General features: G+C 65.4%; 13 protein-coding genes. 6 read left to right on the forward strand and 7 right to left on the reverse strand.

The genetic code is table 11. The annotated features are described in order from the left end of the window. Positions 1-150: 150 nt before the first annotated feature. From ACLL97_RS02385 to ACLL97_RS02410, 6 genes are all read left to right on the forward strand, one after another. Positions 151-1,380 (forward strand): tRNA guanosine(34) transglycosylase Tgt, encoded by a 1,230-nt coding sequence (locus ACLL97_RS02385; protein WP_411278874.1) that lies wholly within the window; start codon positions 151-153, stop codon positions 1,378-1,380. A 36-nt stretch (positions 1,381-1,416) separates the two neighbouring features. Next, positions 1,417-1,872, forward strand: coding sequence for a serine/threonine-protein kinase (locus ACLL97_RS02390; RefSeq protein WP_411278875.1), 456 nt, complete (start codon positions 1,417-1,419; stop codon positions 1,870-1,872). Further along, entirely contained in the window at positions 1,842-4,298 is a 2,457-nt protein-coding gene (locus tag ACLL97_RS02395) for a protein kinase domain-containing protein (protein WP_411278876.1), read from the forward strand. The genes ACLL97_RS02390 and ACLL97_RS02395 overlap by 31 nt, the downstream gene beginning before the upstream one ends. A gap of 319 nt (positions 4,299-4,617) precedes the next feature. Next, complete coding sequence (locus ACLL97_RS02400; protein WP_411278877.1) at positions 4,618-5,151, forward strand: RNA polymerase sigma factor; 534 nt, start codon at positions 4,618-4,620, stop codon at positions 5,149-5,151. Positions 5,152-5,857: 706 nt separating this feature from the next. Continuing rightward, the gene (locus ACLL97_RS02405) at positions 5,858-7,831 is read left to right on the forward strand and encodes a vWA domain-containing protein (RefSeq protein ID WP_411278905.1); all 1,974 of its coding nucleotides are present in this window, start codon (positions 5,858-5,860) and stop codon (positions 7,829-7,831) included. A 158-nt stretch (positions 7,832-7,989) separates the two neighbouring features. Next, the gene (locus ACLL97_RS02410; RefSeq protein WP_411278878.1) at positions 7,990-8,922 is read left to right on the forward strand and encodes a hypothetical protein; all 933 of its coding nucleotides are present in this window, start codon (positions 7,990-7,992) and stop codon (positions 8,920-8,922) included. 16 nt (positions 8,923-8,938) lie between these two features. Here ACLL97_RS02410 and ACLL97_RS02415 read toward each other — a convergent pair whose 3' ends face one another. The 7 genes from ACLL97_RS02415 to ACLL97_RS02445 all read right to left on the reverse strand — a co-directional run bounded on the left by ACLL97_RS02415 (position 8,939) and on the right by ACLL97_RS02445 (position 16,105). Continuing rightward, positions 8,939-9,280: a hypothetical protein gene (locus tag ACLL97_RS02415; protein ID WP_411278879.1), complete on the reverse strand. Its 342-nt coding sequence runs from the start codon at positions 9,278-9,280 to the stop codon at positions 8,939-8,941. Between the two features lie 20 nt (positions 9,281-9,300). Then, complete coding sequence (locus ACLL97_RS02420) at positions 9,301-11,841, reverse strand: penicillin acylase family protein (protein WP_411278880.1); 2,541 nt, start codon at positions 11,839-11,841, stop codon at positions 9,301-9,303. Positions 11,842-11,884: 43 nt separating this feature from the next. Further along, entirely contained in the window at positions 11,885-12,616 is a 732-nt protein-coding gene (locus ACLL97_RS02425; RefSeq protein ID WP_411278881.1) for an MIP/aquaporin family protein, read from the reverse strand. A gap of 6 nt (positions 12,617-12,622) precedes the next feature. Next, positions 12,623-13,006 carry a hypothetical protein gene (locus ACLL97_RS02430; RefSeq protein ID WP_411278882.1) on the reverse strand — a complete coding sequence of 128 codons (384 nt, stop codon included), beginning with the start codon at positions 13,004-13,006 and terminating at the stop codon, positions 12,623-12,625. 251 nt (positions 13,007-13,257) lie between these two features. Further along, entirely contained in the window at positions 13,258-13,653 is a 396-nt protein-coding gene (locus tag ACLL97_RS02435) for a type II toxin-antitoxin system VapC family toxin (RefSeq protein WP_411278883.1), read from the reverse strand. A gap of 7 nt (positions 13,654-13,660) precedes the next feature. After that, entirely contained in the window at positions 13,661-13,909 is a 249-nt protein-coding gene (locus ACLL97_RS02440) for a type II toxin-antitoxin system Phd/YefM family antitoxin (RefSeq protein WP_411278884.1), read from the reverse strand. Positions 13,910-13,984: 75 nt separating this feature from the next. Then, entirely contained in the window at positions 13,985-16,105 is a 2,121-nt protein-coding gene (locus ACLL97_RS02445) for an MASE1 domain-containing protein (protein ID WP_411278885.1), read from the reverse strand. Positions 16,106-16,114 lie beyond the last annotated feature (9 nt).

Raw genomic sequence — 16,114 nt, forward strand, 5'->3', positions numbered from 1 at the left:
GCTTTCGGCGTTACGTGGCATGCTAGATGCGGAAACGCGCCAGCGCGCCGGTGAGCCGGCAGAGTATCCGCCGTCGATACACGACGCATTGCGGCACGACGCATTGCGGCACGACGCATTGCGGCACGACGCCGCGACCTCCGACTCGTCGTGAGTATCACGAGTTCGCCGGGCTTTGCGTTTCGCGCGTCGCACGATCGCGACGGCGCCCGACTGGGATGGTTTACCACGCCGCACGGTGTGGTGCAGACGCCGGAGTTCATGCCGGTGGGTACGCGTGCTGCGGTGCGTGGCCTCGACATGCGCGAGGTGCGCACCGCGGGGGCGCAGATGATACTCGCCAACGCGTATCACCTGTATTTGAATCCGGGCGACCGGATGGTGCGGGCGCTGGGTGGACTGCATGCGTTCTCGCGCTTTAGCGGCCCCATGCTCACCGACTCCGGTGGCTATCAGGTGTTCTCGCTGGCCAAGTTCCGCCACGTGCGCGAAGAGGGCGTGACGTTCAAGAGCATCGTGGATGGGTCACGTCATAACTACACGCCTGAGCGCGTGATGCAGATCGAGCGCAATCTCGGCGCCGATGTGATCATGCAGCTCGACGAACTGATCGAAGGTGGCGCCGAACATGCGGCGTCGCGTTCGGCCATGGAGCGTAGTCTGCGTTGGCTCGAGCGTTGCCGCATCGAGTTCGACCGCCTCGAGCGCGACGGGCGGGAGCCGGCCACGCCGTTCGCGGTGCCCGAAGGCGCGCCCGCGATGTACGGTGGCGATGTCGAACGCGAACGCTTGGCACCACCGCAGGCGCTCTTTCCGATCATTCAAGGCGGCACCAGTGACGAGCTGCGCACGGCGTCGATCCGCGGCATTCTGCAAACGGGCGACTGGGCCGGCATTGCGATGGGAGGGTTGTCGGTCGGTGAGGCCAAGCCACTCATGTATGCCACCTTCGACAGCTGTGCCCCGCTGTTGCCGCGCGACAAGCCGCGCTACCTCATGGGCGTTGGGTTCCCCGACGATCTGATCGAGGCGGTGCGCCGCGGCATGGACCTGTTCGACTGCGTGGCGCCCACCAAAATGGGCCGGCACGGCACCGTGTTCACCGAAGACGGCAAGCTGTCGATCCGGAAGAGCAGCCACCGCACCGACCGCAGGCCGCTTACCGATACGTGTCCCTGCCCCGCCTGCACCGACTACGACCGCGCCTATCTGCGGCATCTGCACGCCAACGAGGAGCCACTGGGACAGCGACTGCTGGCGCTGCACAACCTGACGTTTCTGCTGCGACTCATGGAGCAGATCCGGTCGGCGATCCGGGACGAGCGGTTCGCGTCGTGGTCTTCGGCCTGGCTGGAGCGCTACCGGGCCAAAGGCGCGTAGGACATGTAGCGGTCGTTGGGGCGTTATTTTATCGCCATGAGTGATTTGCTCGCTACCCTCCGGGTCCAATTGGGCGACCGCTATCGTATCGAGCGGGAGCTCGGGGGCGGTGGCATGAGTCGCGTGTTCGTGGCCGAGGAGCTCGCGCTCGGTCGGCGCGTCGTGCTGAAGGTGTTGCCGCCGGATATGGCGGCCACCGTGAATACCGACCGGTTCCGCCGTGAGGTGCAGTTCGTCGCGCGGTTGCAGCATCCACACATCGTGCCGGTCCTCGCCACCGGTGAGGATGCGGACACGTTGTGGTATTCAATGCCCTACGTGCAAGGCGACACGCTGCGTGGTCGCATGAGCACCGGTAGCATGTCCGTGCGCGAAGTGATCACGGTGTGGCGTGACATGCTCGATGCGCTGTCGTATGCCCACAAGGCGGGCGTGGTACACCGCGACATCATCCCGACAACGTGCTGCTCAGCGGTCGCCACGCGGTCGTGACCGACTTCGGCATCGCGAAGGCTGTGGCATCAGCCACCTCAACCGGCGGTGGCTCGGCCGCGCTTACAGGAATCGGCTTCGTGGTCGGCACGCCGGCGTACATGGCGCCTGAGCAGGCGGCGGGCATGACGGAGATCGATCCGCGGGCCGATGTGTATTCCACGGCGCTTGTGGCGTACGAGATGTTCACGGGGAACGCGCCGTTCGGCGGTATGACGCCCGCGCGCGCGTTGGCGTCGCAGGTGCAGACCATGCCGGCCGCGCCGCGTACGTTGCGGACCGAACTGCCACCAGCCATCGACGCGCTGCTCATGCGCTGCCTGGCCAAAGATGTGGACGATCGTCCGGCCACGGCCGATGCGGTGCTGGAAGCACTCGACGCGATCGACAGCGCAGGAGTGGTCGCGACACCCTCATCGCAGGTCACGGGGGCGGATGCGCATGCGCCGTCGCGAACGCCGCCGCGCTCGACATCGCGTGGTCGTGGCCTCGCATTTCTCGGGTTCGCCCTGGCGGCGGCGGGACTTGCTACATGGCTGCTCGTGAAAGGCCGCGATTCAGACACCGCCGTGACCACGGCCGAACGCGATCTGTTGGTCGTGGCGTCGTTCGCGCATGAAGCGAAGGATTCGTCGTACTCGCGCGCCGTGACCGAAGCGCTGCGGATCGACTTGCAGCAGTCGCCGACCGTTCGTGTGGTAGAGCCGCAGTTGGTAGCCAGCACTCTGCAGACCATGCGCGTGGCAGCCAACGCCGAACTTACCGACAGCTTGGCGCGCGATCTCGGACGGCGCACCGGCGCCAAGGCGTTTGTCACGGGCGCGCTACGGCCGCTGGGCACCGGCTACGCGCTCACGGCGCGACTGGTGAGTGTGGCCGATGGCAGCGAAGTCGCGGCACTCCGTGAAACGGCGAAGTCGTCGTCGGAGTTGCTGGACGCCATCGATCGCTTGTCGAAGGCGCTGCGCGAGCAGGCCGGCGAGTCGGTGTCGTCGCTGCGCGCGAGCCCCGCACTGCCCTCTGTCACCACGTCGTCGATCGACGCCCTGGTGGCGTATGCGTCGGCCGTGGAGCTGATGCGCAACGGCGAGCAGTTCACGGCGTCGCAGGCCTTCGAGCAGGCACTCAAGATCGACAGCACCTTTGCCAGTGCATGGAGCGGGCTCTCCACGACGCTGAGCAACATGAGTATTCGGCCGGCCGATCGCGACCGTGCGGTGCAGCGCGCCTACAACTTGCGCAGCAAGCTCCCTCAGGTCGAACGGTTACGGATCGAGTCGCGCTATCACTCGGCGCGCGGCGAATACACGGAAGAAATGGCGGCGCACAATGCCCTGCTGGCGATAGAGCCGACCAACTATGCGGCGCTCAACAATCTTGGTCGCCTTCTGATAGGGAAGGGTCGTTACGCCGAGGCCACGCCGCTGCTGCGCGCCGCGCTCGCTAGTCGGCCGGGAGCGCTGGCGCCGTGGGAGATGCTGTATGACGCGGCGCTGGCCCGCGGCGACGCAGCGCTGGTCGACTCACTGCGGCGCACCGTCGCGAGTATCTCGTCGCCGCGCGCACGGCTCGTACTGCCCATCGACAAGGCGGCCTCGGAAGGCGACTACACGTCAATTGCCACGCGGCTCGACAGCGTCCTGGCGTCCAAGCCGGCGATCGACATCGAGGGCCCGACGGTGCAGCGGCGATTCCGACTCCAGCTTATGCGCGGACAACTGAACACCGCCGAGCGCGACGTCGATGTGCTGCTTCGTCCACTGGCCATGAAGGTGGATCCGGCCGCGCTTTTCGAGGCGGAGGCCAATATCGCCGAAGCGCGGATCGTTGCCTTCGACGACAGCGTCGGCGCCCGAGCCCGCTTGGCCCGACTTGAAACATCCATCGCGAAATCGGGCGCGGCGCCCGCGGAGCAGAGGACGTTGTATCGCGCCTTCGTGCATGCGCGGGCGGGCAACGTGACGCAAGCGCGGCGCATGCTGGCGGCGGCCGAACCGTTGCTGCCGCGAGACACCACGTGGAGGAACTGGATCGCTGGCGAGATCGCGATGGCGGAGGGTCGTCCGGCCGACGCCGTCCGGTCGTTCCGACGCGTGCTGGGAGCAGAAATGTTCTGCAACATCTGCGGATCGGGCGCGCTGGCCCGCGCCTATAATGCGATGGGCCAGCGCGATTCGGTGGTCGCGCTCTACGAGTCCATGCTGGCGAGCCGCGACCCGGAGGCACGCTGGTGGGAGGACGTGTTCGAGCGCGCCCGCGCGCTCAAGCGGCTGGGCGAGCTGTACGAGGAGCGCGGAAACGTGGCGCAGGCCATTCGCCGCTATCGCGAGTTCGTGGAACTGTGGAAGGATGCGGACCCCGAGCTGCAGCCGGTGGTACAGGACGTACGGGAGCGGGTGGCCCGACTGGAGCAGAAGAGGGGCTAGCGCCAGCACTGTGCATGGATGCTGGCGGTCGGGAAGACCAGTATTTTGCGGGCTGGTTCCGTCGCTCGTCGGCGAGTGCGCTCGAAGCGCCACATACTTGAAAATGTTGCGATTGCTGTTTCTCAGCAGCGATTCGTGCCGATCGACGGTACGCTGTTCGTCAGCCGTCTTCAAGCACTGCCTTGCCACGGATCGCCGCGACTACCCCCGCTGGACGCTGTTGGGGCTAAATTCGCCCTATTGTTCCGGTGCCCGAGAGGGTGTGTGTAAGTTTGAGCTGCGTCATCGTCCAACTCGTGAACCCCCAGCTCCCGAGGCGATGGACGACATCGACCGCCTGTTCCGCGAGTACCACCAACCCGTCGTGCGTTATCTCGCGCGGCGCCTTGGTGACCGTGATCTCGCGGAAGAACTCGCGCAGGAGACCTTTCTCCGCGCCATGCGGCATCTGCCGCTCACGAATGAACGATCGTGGCTCTTTTCCGTGGCCACGAATCTGATTCGCGACGAAGGCCGCCGTGAAACGCGCCGACGTCGTCATCTCGAAGCGCTGCGCACCGACGAGTCGCAGACGCGCACGGTCGAACATGAGTCCGTGACGCAGGAGCAGCGGCACGATCTGCTGCGGGAACAGGCGTTCGCGCGATCGGCGATCGACGCACTCGGCGAGAAGGATCGCGCGGCGCTGCTCCTGCGCGAAGAAGGACTCGACTATCACGAAATTGCCGCCACCCTTGGCCTGTCGGCGGGATCCGTGGGCACGACGCTCTCGCGCGCCCGACGCCGCCTGGTGGACATCTACGAGTCGCTCGTTCGCGAACGCAAAGCATTGGGAGGAGCCGATGTCGCATAACGAAATGACGCCGGACGACACGCTGCAGATCGTGTGGACCGACGCGGGACATCCCGACGAGGGATCGCTGCAGACGTGGCTGGACCACGCGTTTGACAGCGCGAACAGCGCGCAGGTGCAGGCGCATGTAGGTGGGTGCGCGGTGTGCCAGCAGGAAGTGGCGACGTTGCGCGGATATACCGCGGCGGCTTCACGCATGCTGGGAGCGCTCGACGATGCACCGGGCGGCGTGGTGTCGCCGGCAGACACGGCAAAAGCGGCAGCCGCAATCGTGGCGCAGGCGGATGTGCGCACCCGCGCGGAACAGAAGGCTGCGCCGGCATGGCACTCGCGGCCCATGTTCCGTGTAGCCGCCGCGCTCGCGTTGATGGCGGGCGGTACCACGTGGGTGATGTCGCGATCGGAGCAGCTGACGGTCACGACAGAGCGCGCGGCTGTATCGGGAGCGGTAATGGCGGTACCGACGGCGCAGGCACCGACGACGCAACCGTTGGCGGACGCGCCCACGCCACCGGCGCCCACGCCACCGGCGCCCACGCCACTCGTGGGCTCGGCATCCGCTGCACCGGCGGTACCAGCGGCCACAGGCCCCGCTGCAACGGAGGTGATCGCGGCCACCGCACCGATGGCGCAGGCTCGCAAGGCCACGGCACCGATGGACAGCGCGTCATCCGCCACGGGGACCTCGGCCAACGCTGCTGACCCGATGGTGAGTGGTCGCACCATGGCGACGATCGCCTCATCGTCGGAGCGGGCCGTGTCACCCGCGCCGCGTACCGTCGTCGTGTATGGAACGGTGCGCGACGTGAACACCCTCCGGGCAGTCGAGGGAGTGCAGGTGCAGGCATCGGTGGCGGGGAGTCTCGCGGCGGCGCGCACCGCCGTCACCGCGACGAATGGTTTCTACACCGCCTCGATTTCTGGCGTGATGCCAAATTCGAGCATTCGCCTTACGTTCAAACGGCTCGGTTTCACCCCAGCAACCGCGACCCGGAAAGCAACGGGCGACACGCTCCGCATCGATCAGGTAATGACGACGACCGCGATGTCGTTGAGTGAGGTTATCGTCAACGGTGAGGCGTCGAAGGAACGCGGAGTGTCCGTCGCGTCGATGGCGGCGGTCGTCACGGCCGCTCAGCCAGCGCAGGACTTCAGCGGACGTGGCGTGGCCGGTGGCATCGCGCGCGGGGTCGCCGCTCCCGTCTCCCTCGCACCGACTCGCCCCCGCGACTACCCGCGCCGAGACAACGGCGGCAATCGCGAGCAATACGACAAGATCGACGAAAATCCGTTTCTCGCCGTGTCGGTGAACCCACGCTCCACCTTCTCGGTAGACGTTGACCGCGCCTCGTACAGCAACCTGCGCCGCTTCATTTCACAGGGGAAGACGCCGCCGCCCGATGCGGTGCGCATCGAAGAGTTGATCAACTACTTCCCGTACGACCTCCCATCACCGCGCGGTGACGCGCCGGTCTCGATCACCACCGAAACGATGGCGGCCCCATGGCAGCCCAAGCATCGCCTGGTTCGTGTGGCGCTGCAGGCGCGTCGTATCGAGACCGCGGCGCTGCCGCCGAGTAACCTGGTGTTCCTGATCGATGTGTCGGGATCGATGAACCAGTGGAACAAGCTGCCGTTGGTGAAGTCGTCGTTACGCCTGTTGGTCGATCAGTTGCGTCCGCAGGACCACGTGGCGCTGGTGGTGTACGCCGGTGCCGCGGGGCTCGTGCTGCCGAGCACGAGTGGTAAAGAGCAGTCGACGATTGCTGCCGCCATCGACCGCTTGGAAGCTGGTGGCTCCACCGCCGGCGGCGCGGGCATCGAACTCGCCTACCGCACGGCGCGCGAACACTTCAAGCCCAACGGCAACAACCGCGTGATCCTAGCCACCGATGGCGACTTCAACGTGGGCGCCAGCAGCGACGGCGACCTGGAGCGCCTCATCGAGAGCAAGCGATCGGAAGGCACGTACCTCACCATTCTCGGCTTCGGTGAGGGCAACTACCAAGACGCGAAGATGGAGAAGCTCGCCAAGCGCGGCAACGGCAACTACGCGTACGTGGATGATATCGCCGAAGCACGGAAGGTATTGGTGAAGGAGATGGGTGCGACGCTGGTGACCGTGGCGAACGACGTGAAGCTGCAGGTCGAGTTCAATCCATCCGCGGTGCGCGCGTATCGTTTGATCGGCTATGAAGACCGGCTGCTCGCCACCGAAGATTTCACCGACGACAAGCAGGACGCCGGTGATATGGGTGCCGGACACTCGGTAACGGCGCTGTACGAAGTGGTCCCGGCCGGCGTGACCAGCACGATTACGCTGCGAAACCAGGACTCGCTGCGCTACCAGGTGCCGAGTAGCGACGCGCCGCGCACCGCCGCGGCGAAGAACGAGCTGATGTTCGTGCGTATGCGCTACAAGACGCCGGACGAAAGCACGAGCAAGCAGCTCACACAGGTTGTGATCGACTCTCGCCGAGAGAGTGCGTCCAACGACTTCCGCTTCGCGGCCTCGGTGGCCGCCTTCGGGATGGTGCTACGCAACTCGGAACACAAAGGCGCGGCGACACTACGCTCGGCGCTCGAGATGGCGAACGATGCCATGGGAAGCGACGAAGGCGGCTATCGGTCGGAGTTCGTGGAAATGCTCGGGCGCCTCATCAAAAGCGAACGACGCTAGGACTGAGGGGCGCTAGGAATTGACAGCGTAAAAACAAAACAGCGCAGTACCACGCTGTTCATCAGTTCCGCAGTTTACTCCTAGCGCCGTTTATTCCTAGCGCTCTTTATTTCTAGTGCCCTCTATTTCTAGCGCCCCTCGCAGTTCAAAAAACCCCCATGCGACTCCTCTTCTGCCTCTGCCTCTGCCTCGCCGCCACCGGCCTTCACGCCCAGGCCTCCGTCCGTACCGCCGACCCAGCGGTTCGCGGCGTTCCCCTCAGTGCCTTCCCGCGTTTCGTAAAGTTGAGCGAGCGCGTGTACGGCTACGAAGAGATCCGGCAGCCCGGCTTCACAACAGTCAGTCTCATTGTGATCGGACGGAACGGCGTGCTGGTCGCCGATGGTCAGGGCAGCGTGCAAGCCACGCAGACCATGCTCGACAGGATCAAGACGATCTCGCCGCTGCCGGTGAAATGGTACGTGGTGGGCTCGGATCACGGCGATCATACCGCCGGCAATAGTGTGCTTCCCGAGGACATGCAGTTCGTGGTGCACGCCAACTCGCTCGCGCAGCTCAAGAAAGATTCGGCCGCTGCGGTGGCTGCCAACCGCCCGGCGGTGATCGTGCCACCGGTGGCCATGAGGAGCGACGATGAGATCATCGATCTTGGCGGCATCAGCGTGCGCGTGCGCTTTCTCGGTCGCGCGCATACGGGTGGCGACCTCATGGTCGAAGTGCCGTCGGAGAACCTGCTGTTCATGAGCGAGGCGTACCTGAACCGTGTTTTCCCCGCCATGCGCTCGGCTTATGGCGCCGAGTGGGTGCGCACGATCAACCAGGCGCTCGCGCTCAAGCACGTGGACCGGTTCATTCCCGGTCACGGCTTCATCGAAAACGCGAACGTGTCGCGCGAAGAGCTCGTCGCGTTCCGCGACGCCGTGATCGCCGTGATCGCTGAAGTGACGCGGCTCAAGGCGGCCGGACTCACCGTCGATCAGGCGATCGCACAGGCGAACTGGGGTCCGTACGCGAAGTGGTTCCTGGCGGAACAGCAAAGCCCCATCGCGATTCGTCGCTTGTGGACCGAACTCGATGGGGCCTCCAAGTGATCGCGTCGCGACGGGTCTAGCGAATCGCCACGCGCTCCTGTCGTAGGACGCGGCTGACAAGGCCGGCAAACCCACTGGCCTGTAGGGCCGGCAATGCCAGCGTTGCCACCAGCACCGCCCAGCCGGGCAGCGAGAAGTTGCGTCCGATCGTCGACGCGAACTGGCCGAGAGCGGCGCCGCGCTCGGCCGCGACTACCAGCAACACCGCTGCCGCGAGTGCCGCCGAGAGTGCACCGGCGCGAATCGCGCCACCTTGCCGGAACAACACGCCGGTCAACATGCCGGCCACGGCCGCGCCCCACACGCCCAAGAAGCGCTGCGCAACGAACTGCAGCAGGACTGCGCTGAGGAAATTCATCCACATCGTCGGCGGCCCGGTCAGCGAGTGAGAGTGAGCACGGCGCGCGTATCCGACGCCGCCAGATCCTTCGCGCTACGCGGAGTACGCACGCTGTCGAGCTGTCCGTTGGCCCACATGGCATAGCGATCGAGATAGCGCGTACTGGACGGATTGCCACTCTGCCCTCCCGGATAGACCGCGCGGATGCGTGGCTCCGTGTCCATGTCGACCACCATACGCCAGCTCGCGCCGAAATTAGCGCGCTTCGAGCCCACCGACGGGTTGAGCGTACCGCGTCCGCCGTCGATCGGCATCTCCGGCGCTGAGAAGCCCGCCAAGCGCAGCAAGTGATTCGGTCGCGCAGGGGCGACGCGTCCCCACGTCCACGGCGACTTTGCAGGATCACCGAACTCCGTGACCAACGTGTCGTACGCCGCCCGCAGCGCCTTGGCGAGAATCACGTTGCGATCTTCGTGCACATCTCCCGTACGACGGTCGTCCCACCACCCGTTAGCGGAATCGGCCAACAGCTGCAGCAGCCGCGACTCACTTGGCGTCACGACGCGGAGCACCGACTTGGCGGGAATGAACTCGTCGTACAACAACGCGACGGTGTGCGCGACGGCGGTTTCGAACAACCGCGCGCCCGTGTTGTCTCTCGTGTACTGCCGATTCCAAGCAGCCAACAGCGTGGTGGCCGCTTTCAGTGAACGCGACGTATCACCGGCCGCCAAGCGTGCCTGCGCGGCCGATACCCACGCCGGTGCCAGGAGCTCGGCGCGCACACTGCCCGGATTCGTGTGAAAGCCACGCATCTCGTCGACCGTGACCGTACTGTCGGCGCGAAGCAACCGATTGATCTGCAGCGCACGCCAAATCTCGAAATTCGGATCGGGGCCCAGATACAGCGCATCCTGCTGCGGATCGATGGGCTGCTGATTGGCCGACGCGAGATAGCCCTGCGCCGGATTCCGGCCCTGCGGATAGCGCGACACCGGCCAGTCACCGATCCAATCGTTCGCACGCAACCATCCGTCACGCACTTCGGTGCCGCGTCCACTGTCGGCCCGCACGGGATAGCGTCCCGTGGAGCGGATCATGATCGTGCCCGACGTGTCGGCGGTAATGAAGTTCTGCGCCGGTGCCTGATAGTATTTCGCCATCGAGTCAAGAAACGCCGGTGCCGTCGTAGCGTGGAACGCGGCGAAGTACCCTTGCAGCTCGGTTCCCGACTCGAGCACCGTCCAGCGCATCGACAGCCATTCGCGTCCCTGACGCTGCATCGGGCCGCGGTGCGTGTAGTAGATCGTGTCAACGTCTATGACGTTTCCAACCTTGTCGCGATACGACTCCACGCGCGTGTCGGTGAACTTCGTCATCACGCCATCGAGTTCATACATGGTCGGTGCCGCGTCGTTGTCGACCTTCTCGCGCCAGAAGTCCATGACGTCGGCGCCGGTGTTCGTGGCACTCCACGCCACCGCTCGCGAATAGCCGATCGGCACACCCGGCAAACCGGGAATCGACACGCCACCGATCTCGAAGCTGCCCGGCACGACGATGTGCACCTCATACCAAATGCTCGGCAGCGTGAGCTCGAGATGCGGATCACCGGCCAGCAGCGCGTGTCCGTTCGCCGAATGCGACGGAGCGACCGCCCAGTTGTTGCTCGCGAACGCGCGCGCCTGTTCGACGGTGGGATCGATGTCCTTAAGCCACGACAACGGCGACATGCCCGTCGCCTTCGCGTTCGAGTTCAAGCGCAGCGACGCCACCATGCGCGCGGCCGAACTGTCGGGCGCTCCCGGAGCCGGAATCACCGCGAGCGCCACCCTCGCAGCGTTGCGATTCATCGGCTGAATCGGCTCCTGCACGGGCGAATTCTCTTCCATCAGCGCGTTCGCCGCGGCCTCGCCCACCAGTGCGCGCGCTGCGAGCAGGTCGAGCTCACCGGGTGCGCGCGCGAGTGTATAAGCCATGCGATTAAGCACGTGTACCGAGTGCAGCGGCAGCCATTCGCGCGGCGCGCGGTTGAGCAGTTTGTACTCCACCGGCCATTGTCCCGGCGAGAGCGACGCGCGATACGCATTCACGCCTTCTGCGTATGCCCGCAGCAGTTTCCCGCTCGGCGTGCTTTCACCGATCTCACGCCACTTCCGTTCCGCTGAGCGCGGCATGCCAAGCCGTCGCGTTTCCTGATCGGCCGGCAGCGCCACGTCGCCCACCAACTCGGTCAGTGTGCCCTCGCCGGCGCGCGACTGAATCTCGAGCTGAAAGAGCCGGTCGCGCGCGGTAACGTAGCCGAGCGCGCGCATCGCGTCAGCATCGGTCGTGGCGAAAATGTGCGGTACGCTGCGCGAGTCGTAACGCACGTCGACCGCGCTATCGAGACCGGCGATTCGCCTGCTGGCCGTCGCGGGCAAGTCATCGACCGCATTCGCCCAGAGTCCGACGGAGGGTGACAGCAGTCCACCGAGCGGCGGCAGCGGTCCGGCCCCCGCAACCCCGATGTAGGTGGTGCCAATACCAACGGCGGCACAGAGCGCCGCCGTCAGGATACGTCCGCTACTGATGCTCATCGCGAACCGAATTGGGGAGAGAGTACATGACCGACCATCGTGGTCAGGTGCCTGTGGAAGCTTGCCAAATCATTGAGGCGAGCACGCCGCCGACGAGTGGTCCGACAACGGGGATCCAAGCGTAGCCCCAGTCGTTGCCGCCCTTTCCTGAGATCGGCAGCAGGGCGTGTGCGATGCGAGGTCCGAGATCACGCGCCGGATTGATGGCGTAGCCGGTGGGGCCGCCGAGCGAGAGCCCGATGCCCCATACGAGTGCGCCGACCAGCGCGGGGCCGAGATTCGTGGCGGGCGTGGTGCCGGCAACGGCGCGCGTTCCAATGGCGCTGGCCACGATCACAAGCACCATCGTCCCGAGAATTTCGCTGATCAGATTTGGCACCGTCTTGCGTATCGCGGGCGCGGTACAAAAGCAGGCAAGCACCGCAGCGGGATCACGAGTGAGACCCCAATGGCTCAGGTAGTGCAGCCACACCAGCGTTGCACCTGTGATGGCTCCAAGCATCTGCGCGCCGACGTGCCAGAGGGCATCGGGCGCGGTGCGCGTACCAAAGAGCACGTTGGCGAGTGTGACTGCCGGATTGAGCTCACCCGGTGCGTCGAGGCCAACGGCCACCAACACACCGGCGAGCACGGCAAATCCCCAACCAGCGGTGATGGCGATCCAGCCGGCGCCGTTCGACTTCGTCCCCTCGAGTAACGTGCCCGCCACGACCCCGTTGCCGAGCAGGATCAACACCAATGTTCCGAGAAACTCGCCGAGGACGGTCGACGGCATTTCCGGCTAGTTCGGCTGACGCGCAGCAGCGAACGGGAAGGCGCCGAGTCCTTCGGCTTCCATGGTGCCGGTCATCTTGTCTTTCTCTGCCATCACGCCGGTGCCGCGAATCTTGATTTGCTGGCCGCCCATGTCGAGCGCGAAGCCGAAGAAAATCGAGTCACCCTTCACGACACCGTCGAAATTGGCGGTGCCGATCTGCGATTCGGTGGTGCCGGACACCGAGTCGCCCTTTTGCGCGACGGTCATGAGCGACTGCATCGACTGTCCCTGCGCGTCGATGGCGACGTTCCACTTACCACTGAAGTCGGCGAGCATGCGCTGCGCGGCCACGGCCGTCACAGACAACGCGAGTGCGACCGAAACGACGGCCATACGGATCTTGGTCATGATGAGAGATCTGAAAGGTGGGGGAGGACGCTCGACGGCAGCTGATCGGGACCCATGTTGTACAAGGTATCATCTATACGGCGGTTGGCGAGCGGGGGTGTCAGTGGCCACCTTCTCAGCGCACGTTCCACCCTGTGCCTCATACCCCAGAGTGGGCGCGCCAACCCGTGCCGCCTGGCGCCAGAGGCATCGGTGGATCGGCGACGCGGGCGCACGGTCGAGTCCAGTTCATCATGGCAAAGCAGATTGGCTTACGCCGCCGGCAACACGTGGTAGCCCGACCCCTGCAAGAGGTTCTGGTCTGCCGTCACCAACGTGAGATCAAACACGGCGGCGGTAGCCGCCAGGAATCGATCGGCAGGATCGTTGTACGGAACGCTGATCTCGCGACTCGACATCGCCACCGCAGTGGTGAGCGGTGCGTCGCGATGCGGCGTGGCGGCAAGGGCCGACTCGACCCAACGCCGTGCGGAGCCCACCACACGCAGGCGCCCTCGCTCAACCAGCAGCACAGCCTCCCACACGCTGATCGGCGACAGGTGTATCACCGTCTCCGGATTCGAGAGCCGCTCGTACGTGGACCGCCGCAGACGAGCCGGCTCCAGCATGAGCCAGATCCACACATGCGTATCCAACAGCACTCTCACCGCACGCTCATGGGCGAAGCGCGTCCCACTCGTCGGCGTCTCCAACGGGTGCGACGAGATCATCGACCATTTGCGCGGTGCCTTTCAGGGCCCCGATCCACTCGGCGCGCAACGACATCGTGGATGGCGGCATGATCTCCGCGATCGGCTCTCCCCGACGCGTGACGACCACTGGCGCACCCGTGCGACGGACTCGCTCGAGCACGGCGAGGCAGGTTGCCTTGAACGCAGAAATGGAGATGGACTCGGTCGCCATACCTGAAGCTACCTAGCAATTGGACCATGGTCAATTACTATAGTCAACTGCCTCCACGCGCCGATTCCACCTTTCTCAGGACTCGCCGATCGACACGCGCGACGCGATCTGGCGGCGTACCACGGCGAGGATCTGCTCGGCCGTTGACGGCTTCGGAATGAAATTCTCGCCCGGCACCATGGTCTCGTCGGACGGATCGAATTCCGGGTCATAGCCGCTGGTAAAAACAATCGGCAGCGACGGCTTGAGCCGACGTAACTCCGCGGCCAGCTGCGTACCGCTCACGCCTCCAGGCATGACGAGATCGGTAATCACCAAGTCCACCGATCGTTCGTACAGATTCCAGTGATCGAGCACCTCGCGACCACTGGTCGCGGCGCGCACCGTGAAGCCGTCGCGCTCCAACACGCGCTGTAACAGCCGACTGACCGTCGGCTCGTCTTCGACGACCAGCACGGTGGCGGCGACGGCAAATTCATCGGAGTCGGTAGACGCCGCGTACGCTGATGCGCCGTCGTCGGGGAGCACGTCGGCCACCACGGGCAACCACACTTCGACCGTGGTGCCGACACCGACCGTGGAGGACACGAGAAGGCGTCCCTGATGCTGCTGGGCGATACCGTACGCCGTGGCCAGACCGAGGCCCGTGCCCTGCCCTGGCGGCTTCGTCGTGAAGAAGGGTTCGAAGATGCGCGGCATGTTCTCGGGGGAAATGCCGGCGCCCGTATCCTGCACCACGAGCACCGCGTAGTGACCCGCCGTGAGCTCGCCTGCCTCGACCTCGTCGACGACGCGGCGATCGGTCCGAATCATGATCAGACCGCCCTCGGCGAGCGCGTCACGGGCGTTCAGCACGAGGTTGAGCAGCACCTGTTCAATCATGCCGCCGTCCACCGAAACCACGAGCGCGTCGGCCGCCGTCTCCACGGTGAGCGCGTGGGTGGTCGGCACGACGCGCCGTAGCAGTCGCACGTGGGTACGGACGAGCATGTTGAGATCGAGCAGACTCGACTGCATGGCTTGCTGCCGGCTGAACACAAGCAGCTGCCTGGTGAGTCGCACTGCGCGCTGCGCGGATGTTTCGACATCGCGCAGCAGCTCGAGCGCTTCTCGCGGCATCGCCTTCAGCAGGCGCAGCTCGTCGAGCTGCATCAGCACGGCGGCGAGCACGTTGTTGAAGTCGTGCGCGACGCCGCCGGCCAGCTGTCCGATCGCTTCCATCTTCTGACTCTGGCGCGATCGCTGCTCACTCGACGACAGTGCTTCGAGCATGTGCGCGTTCGCCTCGGCCGTCTCGCGTTGCTCGCGCAGTGCCGTCGCCAGCACGAGGCCGATGAGCGCCTGCACGCCGAGGTAGACCTGCAGAATCACCAACGCATCAGTGCCGTTCTTTCCGCCGAGCGAAAGCGACTGCCCGGCGAGCAACAGCGTCACGCCGACGGTCGCAATGCCCATGAGGCAGCAGAGGGCACCGATCTGACCGAAGCGAAGCGTTGCCCAGAGCACGACCAGTGACAGCATGTATGGGTGCGCCGATAGCGCCCCGAACACGGTGTCGCCGCGAAACGCCATGAGTGATCCGACCAGAAATAGCAGGGTCAACGCGAACGCGTCGCGCCACCACCAGCGCGCACGCCGGTGCGCGGCCGGCGACTCGCGGCGCTCGAGCAGGAGCACGGTGAGCGGTGTGACGATGACGTAGGCCAGCATGTCGCCCACCCACCACACGATCGCGTTTTCGATAAGCGGGTCGCCGCTGGCCGCGTGCGCGATGAACGCGGCGGGGACACTGCCGACCGCTGTCGCGAGCGCGGTGACCAGCAGCAGCAGGGAGACATCGCGCAGCCGCGCGAAGCGGAGGGGCGACGAGGCGAACCGGCGTAGCAGCCAGTCGGCGAACAGCAGCTCCGACATCGTCACGCCGAGATAGGCGACGGTCGTGAGCGACGCGTAGCCCTGCAGCGCATTGGACAGCGTGTCGAGCACCACTACGCCGACGAAGATGAGTCGTCGGTGCGAGGTGGGAAGCCAGATGAGCGCGGCGAGTGCGATGCCGACGGGCGGCCACGCGGGAGCAAGGGGGCCGCCGTAGCGGATCAGCAGCAGCGACAGCGCATGCGTCGCCAAAAACGCCATCGCGAGAAGGATGGCGTTTGACCTCGACAGCGGTGTAGGCAGCAGCCAGCGCGAGAGCATCCGGTGCAG

This window comes from Gemmatimonas sp. (genome assembly GCF_046594945.1).
GTDB lineage: Bacteria > Gemmatimonadota > Gemmatimonadetes > Gemmatimonadales > Gemmatimonadaceae > Gemmatimonas.